Annotated in this window: 14 protein-coding genes; 8 read left to right on the top strand and 6 right to left on the bottom strand. The window is 67.0% G+C overall.

Features of this window, described 5'->3' with window-relative positions; genetic code table 11:
* Positions 1 to 52: 52 nt before the first annotated feature.
* The 4 genes from AC2EBS_RS16440 (at position 53) to AC2EBS_RS16425 (ending at position 5386) form a co-directional block, all read left to right on the top strand.
* Positions 53 to 1648, top strand: a complete 1596-nt coding sequence (locus tag AC2EBS_RS16440) for a DUF4178 domain-containing protein (protein ID WP_484729523.1) — start codon at positions 53 to 55, stop codon at positions 1646 to 1648.
* A 138-nt stretch (positions 1649 to 1786) separates the two neighbouring features.
* The gene (locus tag AC2EBS_RS16435; RefSeq protein WP_484729522.1) at positions 1787 to 2008 is read left to right on the top strand and encodes a DUF350 domain-containing protein; all 222 of its coding nucleotides are present in this window, start codon (positions 1787 to 1789) and stop codon (positions 2006 to 2008) included.
* 43 nt (positions 2009 to 2051) lie between these two features.
* Complete coding sequence (locus AC2EBS_RS16430) at positions 2052 to 3620, top strand: polyamine aminopropyltransferase (protein ID WP_484729521.1); 1569 nt, start codon at positions 2052 to 2054, stop codon at positions 3618 to 3620.
* 314 nt (positions 3621 to 3934) lie between these two features.
* Positions 3935 to 5386, top strand: a complete 1452-nt coding sequence (locus AC2EBS_RS16425) for an FAD-dependent oxidoreductase (protein ID WP_484729520.1) — start codon at positions 3935 to 3937, stop codon at positions 5384 to 5386.
* Here the strand turns inward: AC2EBS_RS16425 and speD are convergent.
* The 6 genes from speD to AC2EBS_RS16395 all read right to left on the bottom strand — a co-directional run bounded on the left by speD (position 5353) and on the right by AC2EBS_RS16395 (position 11319).
* Complete coding sequence (gene speD, locus AC2EBS_RS16420; RefSeq protein ID WP_484729519.1) at positions 5353 to 5739, bottom strand: adenosylmethionine decarboxylase; 387 nt, start codon at positions 5737 to 5739, stop codon at positions 5353 to 5355. The genes AC2EBS_RS16425 and speD overlap by 34 nt on opposite strands.
* A 19-nt stretch (positions 5740 to 5758) precedes the next feature.
* Positions 5759 to 6022: a MoaD/ThiS family protein gene (locus AC2EBS_RS16415; protein WP_484729518.1), complete on the bottom strand. Its 264-nt coding sequence runs from the start codon at positions 6020 to 6022 to the stop codon at positions 5759 to 5761.
* A complete protein-coding gene (locus AC2EBS_RS16410) occupies positions 6019 to 7236 on the bottom strand; it encodes a molybdopterin molybdotransferase MoeA (protein ID WP_484729649.1) in 1218 nt (405 codons plus the stop codon). Before AC2EBS_RS16410 ends, AC2EBS_RS16415 begins: the two co-directional genes overlap by 4 nt.
* A 22-nt stretch (positions 7237 to 7258) precedes the next feature.
* A complete protein-coding gene (gene thrC, locus AC2EBS_RS16405; RefSeq protein ID WP_484729517.1) occupies positions 7259 to 8665 on the bottom strand; it encodes a threonine synthase in 1407 nt (468 codons plus the stop codon).
* A 2-nt stretch (positions 8666 to 8667) separates the two neighbouring features.
* Positions 8668 to 9978, bottom strand: coding sequence for a homoserine dehydrogenase (locus AC2EBS_RS16400; RefSeq protein WP_484729516.1), 1311 nt, complete (start codon positions 9976 to 9978; stop codon positions 8668 to 8670).
* Positions 9979 to 10092: 114 nt separating this feature from the next.
* Positions 10093 to 11319 carry a pyridoxal phosphate-dependent aminotransferase gene (locus tag AC2EBS_RS16395; protein ID WP_484729515.1) on the bottom strand — a complete coding sequence of 409 codons (1227 nt, stop codon included), beginning with the start codon at positions 11317 to 11319 and terminating at the stop codon, positions 10093 to 10095.
* Positions 11320 to 11442: 123 nt separating this feature from the next.
* Here AC2EBS_RS16395 and AC2EBS_RS16390 point away from each other — a divergent pair, with 123 nt between their 5' ends.
* From AC2EBS_RS16390 to AC2EBS_RS16375, 4 genes are all read left to right on the top strand, one after another.
* Entirely contained in the window at positions 11443 to 11817 is a 375-nt protein-coding gene (locus tag AC2EBS_RS16390) for an Mth938-like domain-containing protein (RefSeq protein WP_484729514.1), read from the top strand.
* A 120-nt stretch (positions 11818 to 11937) separates the two neighbouring features.
* The gene (locus AC2EBS_RS16385; protein ID WP_484729513.1) at positions 11938 to 12417 is read left to right on the top strand and encodes a peroxiredoxin; all 480 of its coding nucleotides are present in this window, start codon (positions 11938 to 11940) and stop codon (positions 12415 to 12417) included.
* 267 nt (positions 12418 to 12684) lie between these two features.
* Positions 12685 to 14418, top strand: coding sequence for a PhoH family protein (locus AC2EBS_RS16380; RefSeq protein ID WP_484729512.1), 1734 nt, complete (start codon positions 12685 to 12687; stop codon positions 14416 to 14418).
* A 113-nt stretch (positions 14419 to 14531) separates the two neighbouring features.
* The gene (locus tag AC2EBS_RS16375; protein WP_484729511.1) at positions 14532 to 15380 is read left to right on the top strand and encodes an HAD family hydrolase; all 849 of its coding nucleotides are present in this window, start codon (positions 14532 to 14534) and stop codon (positions 15378 to 15380) included.
* The last annotated feature ends 6 nt before the right edge of the window (positions 15381 to 15386 follow it).

The raw sequence follows: 15386 nt of genomic DNA, 5'->3' as shown, positions 1-15386 counted from the left end.
CTCCGCTCGGCAAACTCGCTGACTGCGCTGGTCTAGCTCCTGGCTACATTGAGTGGTCAATAGCAATAGTCAACGCCGCTGGCAGGCGGCCTGCCCCAACTGCGGCGCGCCGGTCGAGTTCGCCAGCGCGGCCTCGGCCAGCGCGGTGTGCAGCTATTGCCGCTCGACGCTGGTGCGCGAGGGCGAGGCGCTGCGCAAGATTGGCATCAGCGCCGAGCTGTTCGAGGACTACTCGCCGCTGCAGATCGGCGCTGTCGGCCGCTATGCCGGCGAAGCCTTCGCCGTCGTCGGCCGGCTGCAGCTGCGCTATGCCGACGGCGCCTGGAACGAATGGTACATCCTCTTCGACAGCGGCCGCAGCGCCTGGCTCAGCGAGGACAACGGCGCCTTCGTCATCGCCTTCGATGCGCCGCTGAGCACACCGGCACCGAAGCTGGATGAGCTCGTCGTCGGCGCGCAGCAGATCGTCGCCGGCCTGCCCTGGCAGGTGGCCTCCAAGGTGGAAGCCACGCTGCTGGCCGCCGAGGGCGAGCTGCCGCGCCCGCCCGAGTTGCTGCAGAGCTACTGGATTGCCGACCTGCGCAACACGCAGGGCGAAGTGGCCACGCTGGAGTACAGCCAGCCCGATGCGCCCGTCTGGTCGGTAGGCCGCTCGGTTCGGCTGCAAGAGCTGGCGATGAGCGGCCTGCGCGAGGACAGCAGCAAGACGCTGGCCTCCAAGGCTCGCGCCTGCCCCAGCTGTGGCGCGGCGCTGACGCCGCGGCTTGAGAACAGCCAATCCATCGTCTGCGCGCAATGCCAGTCGGTGGTGGACATCTCCGCGGACGAGCAGCTCGGTGCTGGCCTGTCGCACTATGCCCAGGAAGTCGGCATGCAGCCGCAGATCCCGCTGGGCAGCACCGGCCAGCTGGCACTGATGGGCGGCAAGCCGCTGCCCTGGCAGGTGGTCGGCTATCTGGAGCGCTGCGACATTCCCGAGAGCGCCGAGGACGAGCAGACCTTCTGGCGCGAGTACCTGCTCTTCAACAAGACCGAGGGCTTCGCCTTCCTCGTCGACACCGAGGAAGGCTGGAGCCTGGTGCGCCCGCTGACCGGCGCGCCGCAGGGCAAGGGCGATCGCGTCGAATGGCAGGGCAAGAGCTTCAAGAAGCGCTGGACCTACACCGCCAAGGTCACCCATGTGCTGGGCGAGTTCTACTGGCGCGTCAGGCGCGAGGAACGCGCGCTGGTCAGCGACTACGAAGGCAAGACCGGCGGTACGCGCACCGAGCTGCTCAGCCGCGAACAAGCCGGCAACGAGGTAACCTGGAGCCACGGCCGCACGCTGGATGCCGCCGAGGTGCACAAGGCCTTCGCGCTGGCACCGCAGATGAGCGCGGCGATCAGTCGTGACGCGAAGAGCCTCAGCGGCGATGCGGGCACGCTGCTGCGCAATATCGTCATCGGCCTGTTCATCATCGCGCTGCTGTTCGCGCTGCTGCGCGCCTGCAGCAGCGATGAGTGCAAGAGCACCAAGCAGGCCTATGGCGAGAACAGCAACGAGTATCAGCAGTGCAAGCAGCGCGCCAGCAGCGGCTCGGGCGTGCGTTTCGGTTCCGGCGGCGGTTCCTACGGTGGCTACAGCGGCGGATCCGGCGGACATAAATGAATCACCCCCTACGCGCTTCGCGCGCCCCCTCCAGGGGGCGAGCCCGCAGGCCCGGCAAAGCCGGATCCTCGGGCTCCGCTGGATGTTGCGCGCGCTGCGCCGCGCAATTGACTGAACTGGCTACTGAGGAGAACTGAGATGGATATCGAATGGCTCAAGCCCGCCGTGGTGCTGGGTTCCGTGCTCTATGCGGTGATCGGCGTGCTGGTGTTCTGGATCAGCTTCGTCATCGTCGACAAGCTCACGCCCTACAAGCTCTGGGAAGAGATCGTCGAGCACAAGAACATGGCGCTGGCGATGGTGGTCGCAGCCAAGTGCATCGCCATCGGCATGATCGTCGCGGCGGCGATCAAGGGTTGATGACGACACCGCGTCCCGCTACTGCCAGCGAGCCAGCTCCGTCTTGACCGCACCTGTCTCTTCGCCCGACGCGCCCACGCGCATCTCCCTGCCCGAGCTGCTGCTGCTCGCCGGCGTCTTCGTCATCGCCGCCTGCGGTCTGGTCTACGAGCTGGCGGCGGGTGCGCTGGCCAGCTATCTGCTGGGCGACTCGGTGCTGCAGTTCAGCACCATCATCGGCAGCTATCTGTTCGCGATGGGCCTGGGCTCCTGGCTGAGCCGCTATGTGGAGCGCCAGCTGGTGGCGCAGTTCCTGAAGATCGAGCTGCTGGTCGGCGTGATCGGCGGGCTGATGCCCGCGGCACTGTTCGCGGTGCACAGCCTGCTGCCGCCCGAGCATGGCATGAGTTTTCGCGTGCTGCTCTATGGCCTGGTGCTGCTGGTCGGCACGCTGGTGGGGCTGGAGATCCCGCTGGTGATGCGTATCCTCAAGGCCCAGTTCGGCCAGCGCTACGGCCTGCGCGAGCTGGTCTCGCAGGTGCTGACTTTCGACTATCTGGGCGCGCTGCTGGTGGCGGTGGCCTTTCCGCTGCTGCTGGTGCCGCATCTGGGCCTGATCCGCACCGGCGTGTTCTTCGGCCTGCTCAATGTGCTGGTGGCGGTGTGGGCGCTGTGGCTGTTCCGCAGCCAGCTGCGCGCCTTCGCCAGCCATGCCTGGGCCTGCGCACTGTCGCTGCTCCTGCTCGGCACGGCCATGCTGCAGGCCGAACAGCTGACCAGCTGGGCCGAGGAGCGCTTCTACGGCGAGCACATCGTGCTGAAGACGAGCAGCGACTACCAGCGCATCGTCGTCACCGAGAGCCGTGCCGGCACGCGGCTCTTCCTCAACGGCAATCTGCAGTTCCACTCGCGCGACGAGTACCGCTACCACGAGAGCCTGGTGCATCCAGCGCTGGCCGCGCACGGCGCGCCGAAGAAGGTGCTGGTGCTCGGCGGCGGCGACGGCATGGCGGTGCGCGAGGTGCTTCGCTACCCAAGCGTCGAGCAGGTCACGCTGGTCGAACTGGACCCGCAGATGACCGCGCTCTTTGCCAGCTTGCCGCTGCTGACAAAGCTCAACGAGGATGCGCTGAAGAGCCCCAAGCTGCGCATCGTCAATGCCGACGCCTTCGGCTGGCTGCAGCAGACGAGCGAGGTCTTCGACGTCATCGTCATCGACTTCCCCGACCCGAGCAATTTCGCGCTGGGCAAGCTCTACACCGCCAGCTTCTACCAGCTGGTGGACCAGCATCTGTCGGCCGCCGGTTATGCGGTGGTGCAGACCACCTCGCCGCTGGTGGCGCGGCGCAGCTTCTGGACCGTGGTGACGACCATCGAATCGGTTGGGCTGAGCACCACGCCCTACCACGCCCATGTGCCCAGCTTCGGTGAATGGGGCTTCGTGATCGCCTCGCGTCGCCCCTGGACGCCGCCGCGCGCGCTGCCAACGGGCTTGCGCTTCCTCAGCGTCGAGGGCCTGCCGACGATGCTGCACTTCCCGCCGGACATGGCGCGCGTCGATACCGGCGTGAACCGCTTGTCCAACCAGCTGCTGGTGCAGGAATTCGAAGCCGAATGGGGCAAGGTCCATTGACTCCCCCCCTACGCGCTTCGCGCGCCTTGGGACAGAGCTCTCGGCCGACGCCAGGCACGAGCAGTCCTCAGGACTGCCCGTGTCCGGGCGTCGCCCCCTCGAGAGGGCACGTCCGGCGGCCCGGCAAAGCCGGATCCTCGGACGTCGCTCGGTTGGGTCGGCGAGGCTTCCTGCTTTCGTGCGCATCAGCTGCAGTGGCTGGCTGTGGTCCCGCCCCTGAGCTCGAGCTGCAAGGTGGATGGGTCGGCGCGTCGGCGGAGCGCGGCCATCGCCTGCGCGACGGGGCGCAGGCCCCACGCTGGGACGAAGGTCCCGTGCGCAGGGCGCAGGTGCTGGTGGTCGGCGGCGGGGTGTCAGGTCTTGCCTGCGCGCGACAACTGGCCCAGGCCGGTGTGGACGTGGCACTGCTGGAGCTGGAGGACGAGGCCGGCGGCAATGCTCGCGGCCACCGCATCGACGGCCAGCCCTGCCCCCTGGGCGCACACTACCTGCCGCTGCCCGGCGCCGAGGCTCGCGAAGTACAGCAGCTGCTGCACGAGCTGGGCCTAGCACGCCAGCAGCTTGGCCGCACCGTCTATGACGAGCGCCATCTCTGCCACGCGCCGCAGGAGCGGCTGTTCTTCGAAGGCGCATGGCACGAAGGCCTGCTGCCGCCCGCCGACGCGTCGACGCCGCAGCGGCTGCAGCAGTACCGCCGCTTCGCCGCCGCCGTCAGCCGCGCACAGAAGGAACTGGGCTTCGCGATGCCCACGCGGCGCGCGCGCTGGAGTGCCGGCCATGCCACGCTGGACGCGCAGACCTTCGCGCAGTGGCTGGACCGCGAAGGCCTGAACGACCCCGCGCTGCGTTGGTACCTGGACTACTGCTGTCGCGACGACTACGGCGCCGGCATCGCCGAGGTCTCGGCCTGGGCCGGCATCCACTACTTCGCCAGCCGGCATGGCTTTCACGCGACGGGCGATGCCGAAGGCGAGCGAGAAGCCGTGCTGACCTGGCCCGAAGGCAATGCCTGGCTGACAAGGCGCATGGCGCAGCAACTCACTGGCCGCATCCACGGCGGACGCACGGTGCTGCGCGTGCGCGAGCAGCGCGCTGGCATCGAGCTGCTGGCGTGGAACGAAATCGCGCAGGCCCCCGAGCGCTGGCGCGCCGCACAGCTGGTGCTGGCCACGCCGCTATTCGTCGCGCGCCGGCTGCTGGAGCCGCAGCCCGCAGCGCTGCGCCAGCTACAGCTGCCCTATTCGCCCTGGCTGGTCAGCAATCTGCGCCTGAACACGCCCGAGCTGATCGCCCGCCCCGGCGTGGGTCCGGCCTGGGACAGCGTCGTCTACGGCAGCCCGGCACTGGGCTATGTGGACGCGCGACATCAGGCGCTGGACCCGACGCCGCAGCCGGGCTTGATCACGCACTACTGGGCACTGCCGCGCAGCGAACGCGGCGCCTTGCTGCAGGGCAGCTGGCAGCACTGGGCGCAGCGCGTGATCGCCGAACTCGCCGCCACGCATGCCGACCTGCCGCAGGCAGTCACACAGGTCGCGCTGGCGCGCTGGGGCCACGCCATGGTGATCCCGGTTCCGGGCGTGCGCGGATCGCAAGCGCTGGCAGCGCTGCGCGACCAGGCGCATGGACGCATGCACTTCGCGCACAGCGACGTGGCGGGCTATTCGGTGTTCGAGGAGGCCTACACGCAAGGCGTGATGGTGGCGCAACGGCTGCTCAGCAGCGCCGCCATTCAAGGCGCAAGCTCGCCGCGACGCAGCGCCTGACTCTGTACCGGTAGCCGCGGCGCAAAGGCATCGATCAGGCGCTGAAGCAGCGCCTCGGCCCGCGCGCTGTTATCACGCCCCAGATTGCAGACGTAGACATCCAGCGTCACCGCGCCCAGTTCGGGCCAGGTGTGCACCGCCAGATGCGATTCGGCCAGCAGCACGACGCCGGTGATGCCGCTCTGGCTCTCACCCGGCGCCGGCGTGAAGCGATGGAACAGCTCGGCCACCGCGCTCAGGCCCGCGGCCTGGACCGCAGCGATGCACAGCGTGCGCAGCGCATCGGCATCGATCATCAGTGGCAGGGCGGCGTCACAGCCGCGCAGGTCCGCCGTCAGGTGCAGGCCTTGCATGCGCTGCGTGTAGCGGGGTTCAGCCGCCGGTGACCGGCGGGAAGAAGGCCACCTCGGCGCCGGCGGGGATCGCGGCGTCTTCCTTGGCCATCTGCTGGTTCAGCGCACAGCGCAGCGCGCGCTCGCGGCTCAGCGCCTGGGCATGCACGGCGTCGCTAGCGATCAGTGCATCGCGCAGCTCGGCCAGCGTCTGCCCGGCCTGCCAGGGCAGCGTTTCGCTGGGGCCCAGCGCTTCGCGCAGCGAAGCGAAGTAGCGCACGGTGATGGTGGGGCTCGCGCTCATGAAAGCAGTTCAGCGAAGGGGATGAAAGCCACGGTATCGCCGGGCGCAATCGCGCTGGACGGTGGGTTGTCGACCAGCCCGTCGCCCCACACCGCCGAGCTCAGCACGCCCGAGCTCTGGTTGGGGAACAGCTCCAGCCCTGCGCCGCCCTCGCCCATGCGCACCCGCAGGAACTCGCGGCGCCGGTCCGGCTTGGGCCAGGCGAAAGCCGCAGGCAGCGGATAGCGCCGCGGCGCTAGCCGCGTGGCGCCCTGCAAGCGCAGGATCACCGGGCGCACCAGCAGCAGGAAGGTGACGAAGCTCGAGACCGGATTGCCGGGCAGGCCGATGAACCAACTTTGCTGAACTTTGCCGAAGGCGAAGGGCTTGCCAGGCTTGATCGCGATTTGCCAGAGGTCCAGCTCGCCCTCGGCCTGCACGGCGGGACGCAGATGGTCTTCCTCGCCGACGGAGACGCCGCCGGAGGTGAGGATCAGGTCGGCCTTCGCAGCCGCCTCGCGCAGCGCGGCGCGGGTGGCATCGAGCTTGTCGGGCACGATGCCCAAATCGACCACCTCGCAGCCCAGACCTTCGAGCAGGCCGCGCAGCGTGAAGCGGTTGCTGTTGTAGATCGCGCCGGGCTTCAGCGGCTCGCCCGGCATCACCAGTTCGTCGCCGGTGGAGAACAGCGCGACGCGCGGACGGCAGGCCACCGCGAGCGATGCCGCACCCACCGAAGCGGCCAGGCCCAGCGCCTGCGCATCGAGCTTGTGGCCGGCGGCGAGCACGACCGAGCCCTTCTGCACGTCCTCGCCACGGCGCCGGATCCATTGACCGGTTTCGACGGACGCGTTGATGCGCACGCTGCCCAGGCCTTCGCCCGATTCAGCGGGCATGGCTTCGCACTGCTCCTGCATCACCACCGCATCGGCGCCAGCGGGAATCTGTGCGCCGGTGAAGATGCGCGCCGCAGTGCCGGGCTGCAGCGTGGTGCCGACCACACCGGCAGGCACGCGCTGCGCCACCGGCAGCACGGTGCCGGGTGCCAGCACGTCGGCGGCGCGCAGCGCATAGCCGTCCATGCTGGTGTTGTCGGCCGGCGGCACGTCCAGCAGCGAGACCACGTCGGCGGCGAGCACGCGGCCCAGCGCCTCGGCGGTGGGCAGAGTCTCGACACGGCCCAGCGGCGTCACGCGTGCGAGCAGGCTCTGCAGCGCCTCGTCCAGGCTCTGCATCACCGGGCGCTTCACCGCATCGTTAGACATGGCTGCGGATGAAGTCCTTCACCTGCTGCACGTCAGCCGGCATCACCGTGACGCGCTTGGGCAGGGCTTCGATGTTCTCCAGGCCCGCCGGACGCGGCGGCTCGATCGCCAGAGCCTCCTGGATGGTGGCGGCGAACTTGGCCGGCAGTGCGGTCTCCAGCACCAGCATGGTGACGCCAGGCTCGCGCTGCTCGCGCGCGACCTTGAGGCCGTCGGCGGTATGCGTGTCGATCAGCACGCCGTAGGTCTGGTAGCAGCTGCGGATGGTCGCCAGACGGTCGGCATGCGTGGAGCGGCCGGAGACGAAGCCGTAGCCGGTGATGCGCGCAAACTCGTCGGCGCTGATCTCGAAGCGGCCCTGCTTGGCCACGGCCTCGCCGAACAGCGCCTTGGTGCGCGCGCCATCACGGCCCAGCAGGTCGTAGACGAAGCGCTCGAAGTTGCTCGCCTTGGAGATATCCATCGACGGGCTGGAGGTCTCGTGCGTCTCGGCCGAGCCGCGCACGCGGTAGACGCCGCTGCGGAAGAACTCGTCGAGCACGTCGTTCTCGTTGGTGGCCACCACCAGCTTGGCGATCGGCAGGCCCATCATGCGCGCCACATGGCCGGCGCAGACATTGCCGAAGTTGCCCGACGGCACGCAGAAGCTGACCTTCTCGCTATTGGACTTCGTGGCCTGGAAGTAGCCGGCGAAGTAATAGACGACTTGCGCCAGCAGGCGCGCCCAGTTGATCGAGTTGACGGTGCCGATCTTGTACTGGCGCTTGAAGTCCAGATCGTTGGACACCGCCTTGACGATGTCCTGGCAGTCGTCGAACACGCCTTCGATGGCGATGTTGTGGATGTTCGCGTCCTGCAGGCTGAACATCTGCGCCTGCTGGAAGGGGCTCATGCGGCCGTGCGGGCTGAGCATGAAGACATTGACGCCCTGCTTGCCGCGCATCGCGTATTCGGCGGCGCTGCCGGTGTCACCGCTGGTGGCGCCCAGGATGTTCAGCGTCTCGCCGCGGCGCTTGAGCTCGTACTCGAAGAGCTGGCCCAGCAGTTGCATGGCCATGTCCTTGAAGGCCAGCGTCGGGCCGTTGGACAGCGCTTCCAGCGCCAGGCCCGGCTCCAGGACTTTGAGCGGCGTGATCTCGGGCGTACCGAAGACCTCGGCCGTGTAGGTGCGGCGCAGGATGGCGCGTAGATCCTCGGCGGGGATATCGTCGATGTAGAGGCTGAGGATCTCGAAGGCCAGGTCGGCATAGGCCAGGCCGCGCCACTTGGTCAGCGTCGCATCGTCGACCTTGGGGTACTGCACGGGCAGGTAGAGCCCGCCATCGGGCGCCAGGCCCTCGAGCAAGATCTCGCAGAATCGGCGCTCGGTCTTGTCGCCGCGGGTGCTGATGTAACGCATGATCAGGCCAGCTCTTCCTTGCGGATGCGCACGATGGGCGCGAGCACGGTCTCCAGTGCCTGCATCTGCGCCAGAGCCTTGTTCATGCGGCCCTCGACGGTGTCGTGGGTCAGGATGATGAGGTCGGTCTGCTTCTCGCCTTCGGCCGACTCACGCTGCAGCACCGCGTCGATCGAGATGTCGTTCTCGGCCAGGATGGTGGTGATGCGCGAGAGCACGCCGGCCTGGTCGGCAACCACCAGGCGCAGGTAGAAGGCGGTGACGACCTGCTCCATAGTCAGGATGGGCGTGTCGCTCATCGAGCCGGGCTGGAAGGCCAGATGCGGCACGCGGTGCTCGGGGTCGGCAGTGTGCAAACGGGTGATGTCCACCAGATCAGCGATCACCGCCGACGCGGTGGGTTCGGAGCCGGCGCCCTTGCCGTAGTACAGCGTGGTACCGACGGCATCGCCCTGCACCACCACCGCGTTCATCGCGCCTTCGACATTGGCGATCAGGCGTTGCGTGGGGATCAGCGTGGGGTGCACGCGCAGCTCGATGCCATTCTCACGGCGACGCGTGATGCCCAGCAGCTTGATGCGGTAGCCCAGCTGCTCGGCGTACTTGATGTCGGCGGCCTGCAGCTTGGTGATGCCTTCCACATGGGCCTTGTCGAACTGCACCGGGATGCCGAAGGCGATGGCCGAGATGATGGTGGCCTTGTGCGCGGCGTCCACGCCCTCGATGTCGAAGGTCGGGTCGGCCTCGGCATAGCCCAGGCGCTGCGCTTCCTTGAGCACGACGCCGAAGTCCAGGCCCTTGGAGCGCATTTCCGAAAGGATGAAGTTGGTCGTGCCGTTGATGATGCCGGCCGCCCACTCGATGCGATTGGCGGTCAGGCCCTCGCGCAGCGCCTTGATGATGGGGATGCCGCCGGCCACCGCAGCCTCGAAGGCCACCATCACGCCCTTGGCATGCGCTGCCGCGAAGATCTCGGTGCCATGCACGGCGAGTAGCGCCTTGTTCGCGGTGACCACATGCTTGCCTGCGGCGATCGCTTCCAGCACCAGGGCCTTGGCAATGCCGTAGCCGCCGATCAGCTCGACGACGATGTCGATCTCGGGATTGGCGATCACCTCGCGGGCATCGCTGACCACCACGGCGGCGTCGCCGACGATCTCGCGGGCACGCTCGACATTCAGGTCGGCCACCATCGCAATCTCGATGCCACGACCCGCGCGACCGCGGATCACTTCCTGGTTGCGACGCAGCACATTGAAGGTGCCACTGCCCACGGTGCCGATGCCCAGCAGGCCGACTTTGATCGCTTTCATCTCGTACTCACTTATCTCGTCATTTCTTTCCGAGCGGCACCCGTGGAACTGGCTCTGCCAGGCCACCGAGTGCGCCCCCTCGAGGGGGAGCGCCGCGGGCGCTCCGGGGGTGGGTCATGTCCCGTGGCGCTTGCGGTAATGCGCCAGGAAGCGCTCGATGCGACCGATGGCATCACGGAGATCGTCCGTGTTCGGCAGGAACACCAGGCGGAAGTGATCGGGGGCTGTCCAGTTGAAGCCCGTCCCTTGCACGATCAGCACCTTTTCCTCGGCCAGCAGCTCGTACGCGAACTGCTGGTCGTCCTCGATCGGGTAGATCTTGGGGTCCAGGCGGGGGAACATATACAGAGCCGCTTTGGGCTTGACGACGCTGACGCCAGGAATCTGCGTCAGCAGTTCGTAGGCCAGATCGCGCTGACGGCACAGGCGGCCGCCCGGGGCAACCAGATCCTTGATGCTCTGGTAGCCGCCCAGTGCGGTCTGGATCGCCAGCTGGCCCGGCGTATTGGCGCACAGGCGCATCGAGGCCAGCATGTTCAGGCCAGTGATGTAGTCCTTGGCGTGGCGCTTCTCGCCGGAGACGATCATCCAGCCGGCGCGGTAGCCGCAGGAGCGGTAGTTCTTGGACAGGCCATTGAAGGTCAGGAACAGTACATCGTCAGCCAGCGAGGCGATGCTGGTGTGCGTGTTGCCGTCGTAGAGCGTCTTGTCGTAGATCTCGTCGGCCATCACGATCAGCTGGTGCTGGCGCGCAATCTCGACGATCTCCCGCAGCACGCTCTCCGGATAGAGCGCGCCGGTCGGGTTGTTCGGGTTGATGATGACGATGGCCTTGGTGCGCGGCGTGACCTTGCGCTTGATGTCCTCGATATCGGGCATCCAGTCGCTCTGCTCATCGCACATGTAATGCACCGGCGTGCCGCCCGACAGTGCCACCGCGGCGGTGTAGAGCGGATAGTCCGGCGCTGGCAACAGCACCTCGTCGCCGTTGTCCAGCAAGGCGTTGAGAGCCATCACGATCAGCTCGGAGGCCCCGTTACCGAGATAGACATCATCCACGGTCACACCGCGGATGTTCTTCTCCTGGCAGTAGTGCACCACCGCCTTGCGCGGCGCGAACAGCCCCTTGGAGTCCGTGTAGCCGGCCGTCGACGGCAGGTTGCGGATCATGTCCTGCACGATCTCGTCAGGCGGCTCCAAGCCGAAGGCGGCGACGTTGCCGATGTTCAGCTTGATGATCTTCTGGCCCTCTTCCTCCATCTGGCGGGCCTTGTCGAGCACCGGGCCACGGATGTCGTAGCAGACATTGGCGAGCTTGCTGGACTTCGCGAAGGTTCTCATCAAGACGGGGCTCCGGTCAGGGGAATGGCCTCAGGGGTTATGCTGCAGGGCCGAAAACCACCGATTTGACCACAGGGTTTGTGCCCATCCGCGGCGGCTTGAGCGCAGCGCCCCAGCAAGCAGATGAAGTTTCAGCTCGACCAGCCGCAGGGCGGTAACACGATCTCCAAGCACGATGCCTCACGGGTGTGGGTGAACGGCCGCGTTCATGAGCGAAGCCTGCTGGTGCCGTGGCGAGGCGAAGTCCGCGACTGGCCTGTCGCCAGCTTCGAGGATCTGGACGAATCTCACTTCGAGCAGATCCTCGCGCAACAGCCGGAGTTGGTCGTCTTCGGCAGCGGCGCGAAGCTGCGCTTCCCGCGCCCCTCGCTCTATCGCGCCCTGATCTCTGCACGCATCGGTGTCGAGACCATGGACATCGCCGCAGCCTGCAGGACCTACAACGTGCTGGCCAGCGAGGGCCGGGCAGTCTTGGCTGCCCTGCTGATCGAGACCTGAGTTTGCCGCGGCGTCGCGCCATCCCACCAACGGGCGACAGGCGGGCCCGGAATCGGCCCTGGGCGTTCAACGTATAATTCGCGGCTAAGCCCAACCGGGCCAGCCTCTATAGAACGCCTCATGACGCCAGCGCTCAACAAACCCCTTCCGGACATTGAAGCTCTTGCCACCGGCGGCGTGAAGTTCACACCACAGGCTTTCCTGGGCCAGACCGTGGTGCTGTACTTCTATCCGAAGGACAACACCCCCGGCTGCACCACCGAAGCCATGCAGTTCCGCGACCGCCACAAGGACTTCGTCAAGGCCGGTGCCGTGGTGCTGGGCGTCTCGCGCGACAACATGGCTTCGCACGACAAGTTCAAGCAGAACCTGGAACTGCCCTTCGAACTGATCGCCGACACGGAAGAAAAGCTCTGCCACATGTTCGGCGTGGTCAAGAACAAGATCATGTACGGCAAGAAGGTCAAGGGCATTGAGCGCTCGACCTTCCTGATCGACGCAAGCGGCATCCTGCGCGCCGAGTGGCGCGGCATCAAGGTCGCCGGTCACGTGGACGAAGTGCTCAAGGCCGTCAAGTCGCTGAAGAAGGAAGCCGCCTAAGCGCCGCATCCCTGCCCAAGCGTCTCAGTATCCACCGCAAGCCGGCTCGCAACTGCGTTGCAGCCGGCTTTGTTGCATCAGTGCAGCGCTGGTCGCCGCTTGGCTTGCGTCATGTCGCTTTGTGCATAATGGACTCATGCTTGAGTGCCCTGCCGCAGAGTCGATGAGCCGCAACGAAGCCTGTGCTGTTGCGGCTTTTTGCTTTTCGGGGGCTGACGGCTATCTTTTGCCAATGACAGCGCCTGCCGGCGCCTTGCATTCCGCCCCATGCCTCTGCCCAAGCCTCCGACCAAGCGCGCCAGCCGCCTAGACGCCTCTGCATTCGCTGCCAACCTGACGGTCAGCAAACCCCAGACGCCACGTCTGGCCGTCGCCGCAAATCCGCCCCACCCTGCCGTCGAACGCCCTGTTCCAGCGCGCAAGAGTCCCAACGGCCGCAAGGTCGCAACTGCCAGTCCGGCCTTGCCGGCGACCGCAGTCGCTTCAGCGGCACCTGCCGCCGTGCCGGTGGCGCGCAGCCCAGTGCTGCAGGCAACAAGTCCCGCTACAGCGCCCAAAGCGGCACCGCGCAGCAAGGCAGTCGCAAAGCCCAAGGCCGCCGAGGCGCCGAAGCTGTTCGTGCTCGACACCAATGTGCTGATGCACGACCCGATGTGCCTGTTCCGCTTCGAGGAACACGACATCTACCTGCCGATGATCACGCTGGAGGAACTGGACGGCCACAAAAAGGGCATGTCCGAAGTGGCGCGCAATGTGCGCCAGGTCAGCCGGGAGCTCGACTCGCTGGCTGCCAGCCTACAGCACGCCACGCTGGACGAAATGGCCAAGGGCCTGCCGCTGGACCATACCGGTCACCGCGAAGCCGGCGGCAAGCTGTTCTTCCAGACGCAGTTGGTCGACACCCCGCTGCCCGCCGGCCTGCCGCAGGGCAAGGCCGACAACCAGATCCTCGGCGTGGTGCAGGCGCTCAAGGCGCAGCAACCGACGCGCGAAGTCGTGCTGGTGTCCAAGGACATCAATATGCGCATCAAGGCCCGCGCGCTGGGCCTGGCTGCCGAGGACTACCGCAACGACAAGGCGCTCGAAGATACCGACCTGCTCTACAACGGTGTGCAGGCACTGCCGGCCGATTTCTGGGAGCGCCATGGCAAGACCATGGAAAGCTGGCAGCAGGGCGGCCACACCTACTACCGCATCAGCGGTCCGCTGGTGCCTTCGCTGCTGGTCAACGAGTTCGTCTACCTGGAAGCACCCGGCGCCGCGCCGCTGTATGCCAAGGTGACCGAGATCACCGGCAAGACCGCGGTGCTGAAGACGCTGAAGGACTTCGGCCATCAGAAGAACGCCGTCTGGGGCGTCACCGCACGCAACCGCGAGCAGAACTTCGCGCTCAATCTGCTTACCGACCCCGACGTTGACTTCGTCACGCTGACCGGCACGGCCGGCACCGGCAAGACGCTGATGACGCTGGCCGCCGGATTGCAGCAGGTGCTGGACGAGCGCCGCTACAGCGAGATCATCGTCACCCGCGTCACCGTGCCGGTGGGCGAGGACATCGGCTTCCTGCCCGGCACCGAGGAAGAGAAGATGGGGCCGTGGATGGGTGCGCTCGACGACAACCTCGAAGTGCTGGCTCGTGGCGACAGCAGCGCCGGCGAATGGGGTCGCGCCGCCACCAACGATCTGGTGCGCAGCAAGATCAAGATCAAGAGCCTGAACTTCATGCGCGGGCGCACCTTCCTGAACAAGTACGTCATCATCGACGAGGCGCAGAACCTCACGCCCAAGCAGATGAAGACGCTGATCACCCGCGCCGGCCCGGGCACCAAGATCGTCTGCCTCGGCAACCTCGCGCAGATCGACACGCCCTACCTGACCGAAGGCTCCTCGGGCCTGACCTTCGCGGTGGACCGCTTCAAGGGCTGGGCTCACAGCGGCCATGTGACGCTGGCGCGCGGCGAGCGTTCGCGTCTGGCGGACTTCGCTTCCGAAGTGCTGTGACCGCCCTCCGCCGGGCCGCCCCAAGGCGGGCGGTCTGCCCCAACGGGGGGCCGGCCAGCGTATTCGCAAGCCGGGGGGCCGAGAGATGACGCTGTATGCCGGGGGGCCGAGAGATGACGCTGTATGTCAGTGATCTGGACGGCACGCTGCTGGATCCGCGAGGGCAACTCTCGGATAACACGCGCGCCGGCCTGACGCGACTGCTCGACGAGGGGCTCATATTCACCGTGGCCAGCGCGCGCCATGTGGTGTCGATCCAGCGCCTGCTCGAAGGACTGCCGCTGAAGCTACCGGTGATCTCGTCCAACGGCGCCTATCTCAGCGACATGGTCAGCGCCCGCCATGAGCTGGTCAACGCGATGGAGCCGGCGTTGGGCCAGGCGCTGTTCGCGCTGGTGCGCCGTCACGGCCTGATGCCCTTTTGCGCCACGCACGGGCCCAAGGGCGACCAGCTGTTCTGGCAGAGCACGCACAACGCCGGCCAGCAGGCCTTCGTCGACGAGCGCATCGGTAATGGCGACCCGCGACTGCGCCACACGCAACGCATGGCCGACGAGTTGCGTGATCCGCTGGTCACCCTCGTCGTCGTCGACCGGCATGAGCCGCTCGCGGCATTGCAGGCTGAGATCGAAGCGCTGTGCGGCGATGCGGTGCAGACCCATCTCAACGAGGACCTCTACCAGCCCGACTGGCCCTGGCTCACCGTCCACGACCGCCGCGCCAGCAAGGACCAGGCGATCCGCACGCTGGCCGAGCGCTATGGCCTGGCCGAGCGCGAGATCGTCGTCTTCGGCGACCACATCAACGATGTCTCGATGATGCGCGCCGCGCACCGCGGCATCGCGATGGGCAACGCGATCGCCGCGGTGAAGGAGGCCGCGCACCAAGTCATCGGTGCGCACCACGAGGACAGCGTGCTGCGCTTCATCGAGGCCGACTGGCGCCGCCCCACGCCGGCCTAAGCCGGC

It is taken from the genome of Roseateles sp. T103, assembly GCF_057219915.1.
Note: the sequence above shows the minus strand (reverse complement) of the source record. Positions and strands in the feature narration are given on the sequence as shown.

Excerpts from the sequence above, each read along its gene's own strand:
- AC2EBS_RS16435 (WP_484729522.1), top strand. The coding sequence starts at position 1,787 with ATGGATATCGAATGGCTCAAGCCCGCCGTGGTGCTGGGTTCCGTGCTC.
- speD (WP_484729519.1), bottom strand. The coding sequence starts at position 5,739 with ATGCAAGGCCTGCACCTGACGGCGGACCTGCGCGGCTGTGACGCCGCC.
- AC2EBS_RS16415 (WP_484729518.1), bottom strand. The coding sequence starts at position 6,022 with ATGAGCGCGAGCCCCACCATCACCGTGCGCTACTTCGCTTCGCTGCGC.
- AC2EBS_RS16410 (WP_484729649.1), bottom strand. The coding sequence starts at position 7,236 with ATGCAGAGCCTGGACGAGGCGCTGCAGAGCCTGCTCGCACGCGTGACG.
- thrC (WP_484729517.1), bottom strand. The coding sequence starts at position 8,665 with ATGCGTTACATCAGCACCCGCGGCGACAAGACCGAGCGCCGATTCTGC.
- AC2EBS_RS16400 (WP_484729516.1), bottom strand. The coding sequence starts at position 9,978 with ATGAAAGCGATCAAAGTCGGCCTGCTGGGCATCGGCACCGTGGGCAGT.
- AC2EBS_RS16395 (WP_484729515.1), bottom strand. The coding sequence starts at position 11,319 with ATGAGAACCTTCGCGAAGTCCAGCAAGCTCGCCAATGTCTGCTACGAC.
- AC2EBS_RS16390 (WP_484729514.1), top strand. The coding sequence starts at position 11,443 with ATGAAGTTTCAGCTCGACCAGCCGCAGGGCGGTAACACGATCTCCAAG.
- AC2EBS_RS16385 (WP_484729513.1), top strand. The coding sequence starts at position 11,938 with ATGACGCCAGCGCTCAACAAACCCCTTCCGGACATTGAAGCTCTTGCC.
- AC2EBS_RS16380 (WP_484729512.1), top strand. The coding sequence starts at position 12,685 with ATGCCTCTGCCCAAGCCTCCGACCAAGCGCGCCAGCCGCCTAGACGCC.
- AC2EBS_RS16375 (WP_484729511.1), top strand. The coding sequence starts at position 14,532 with ATGACGCTGTATGTCAGTGATCTGGACGGCACGCTGCTGGATCCGCGA.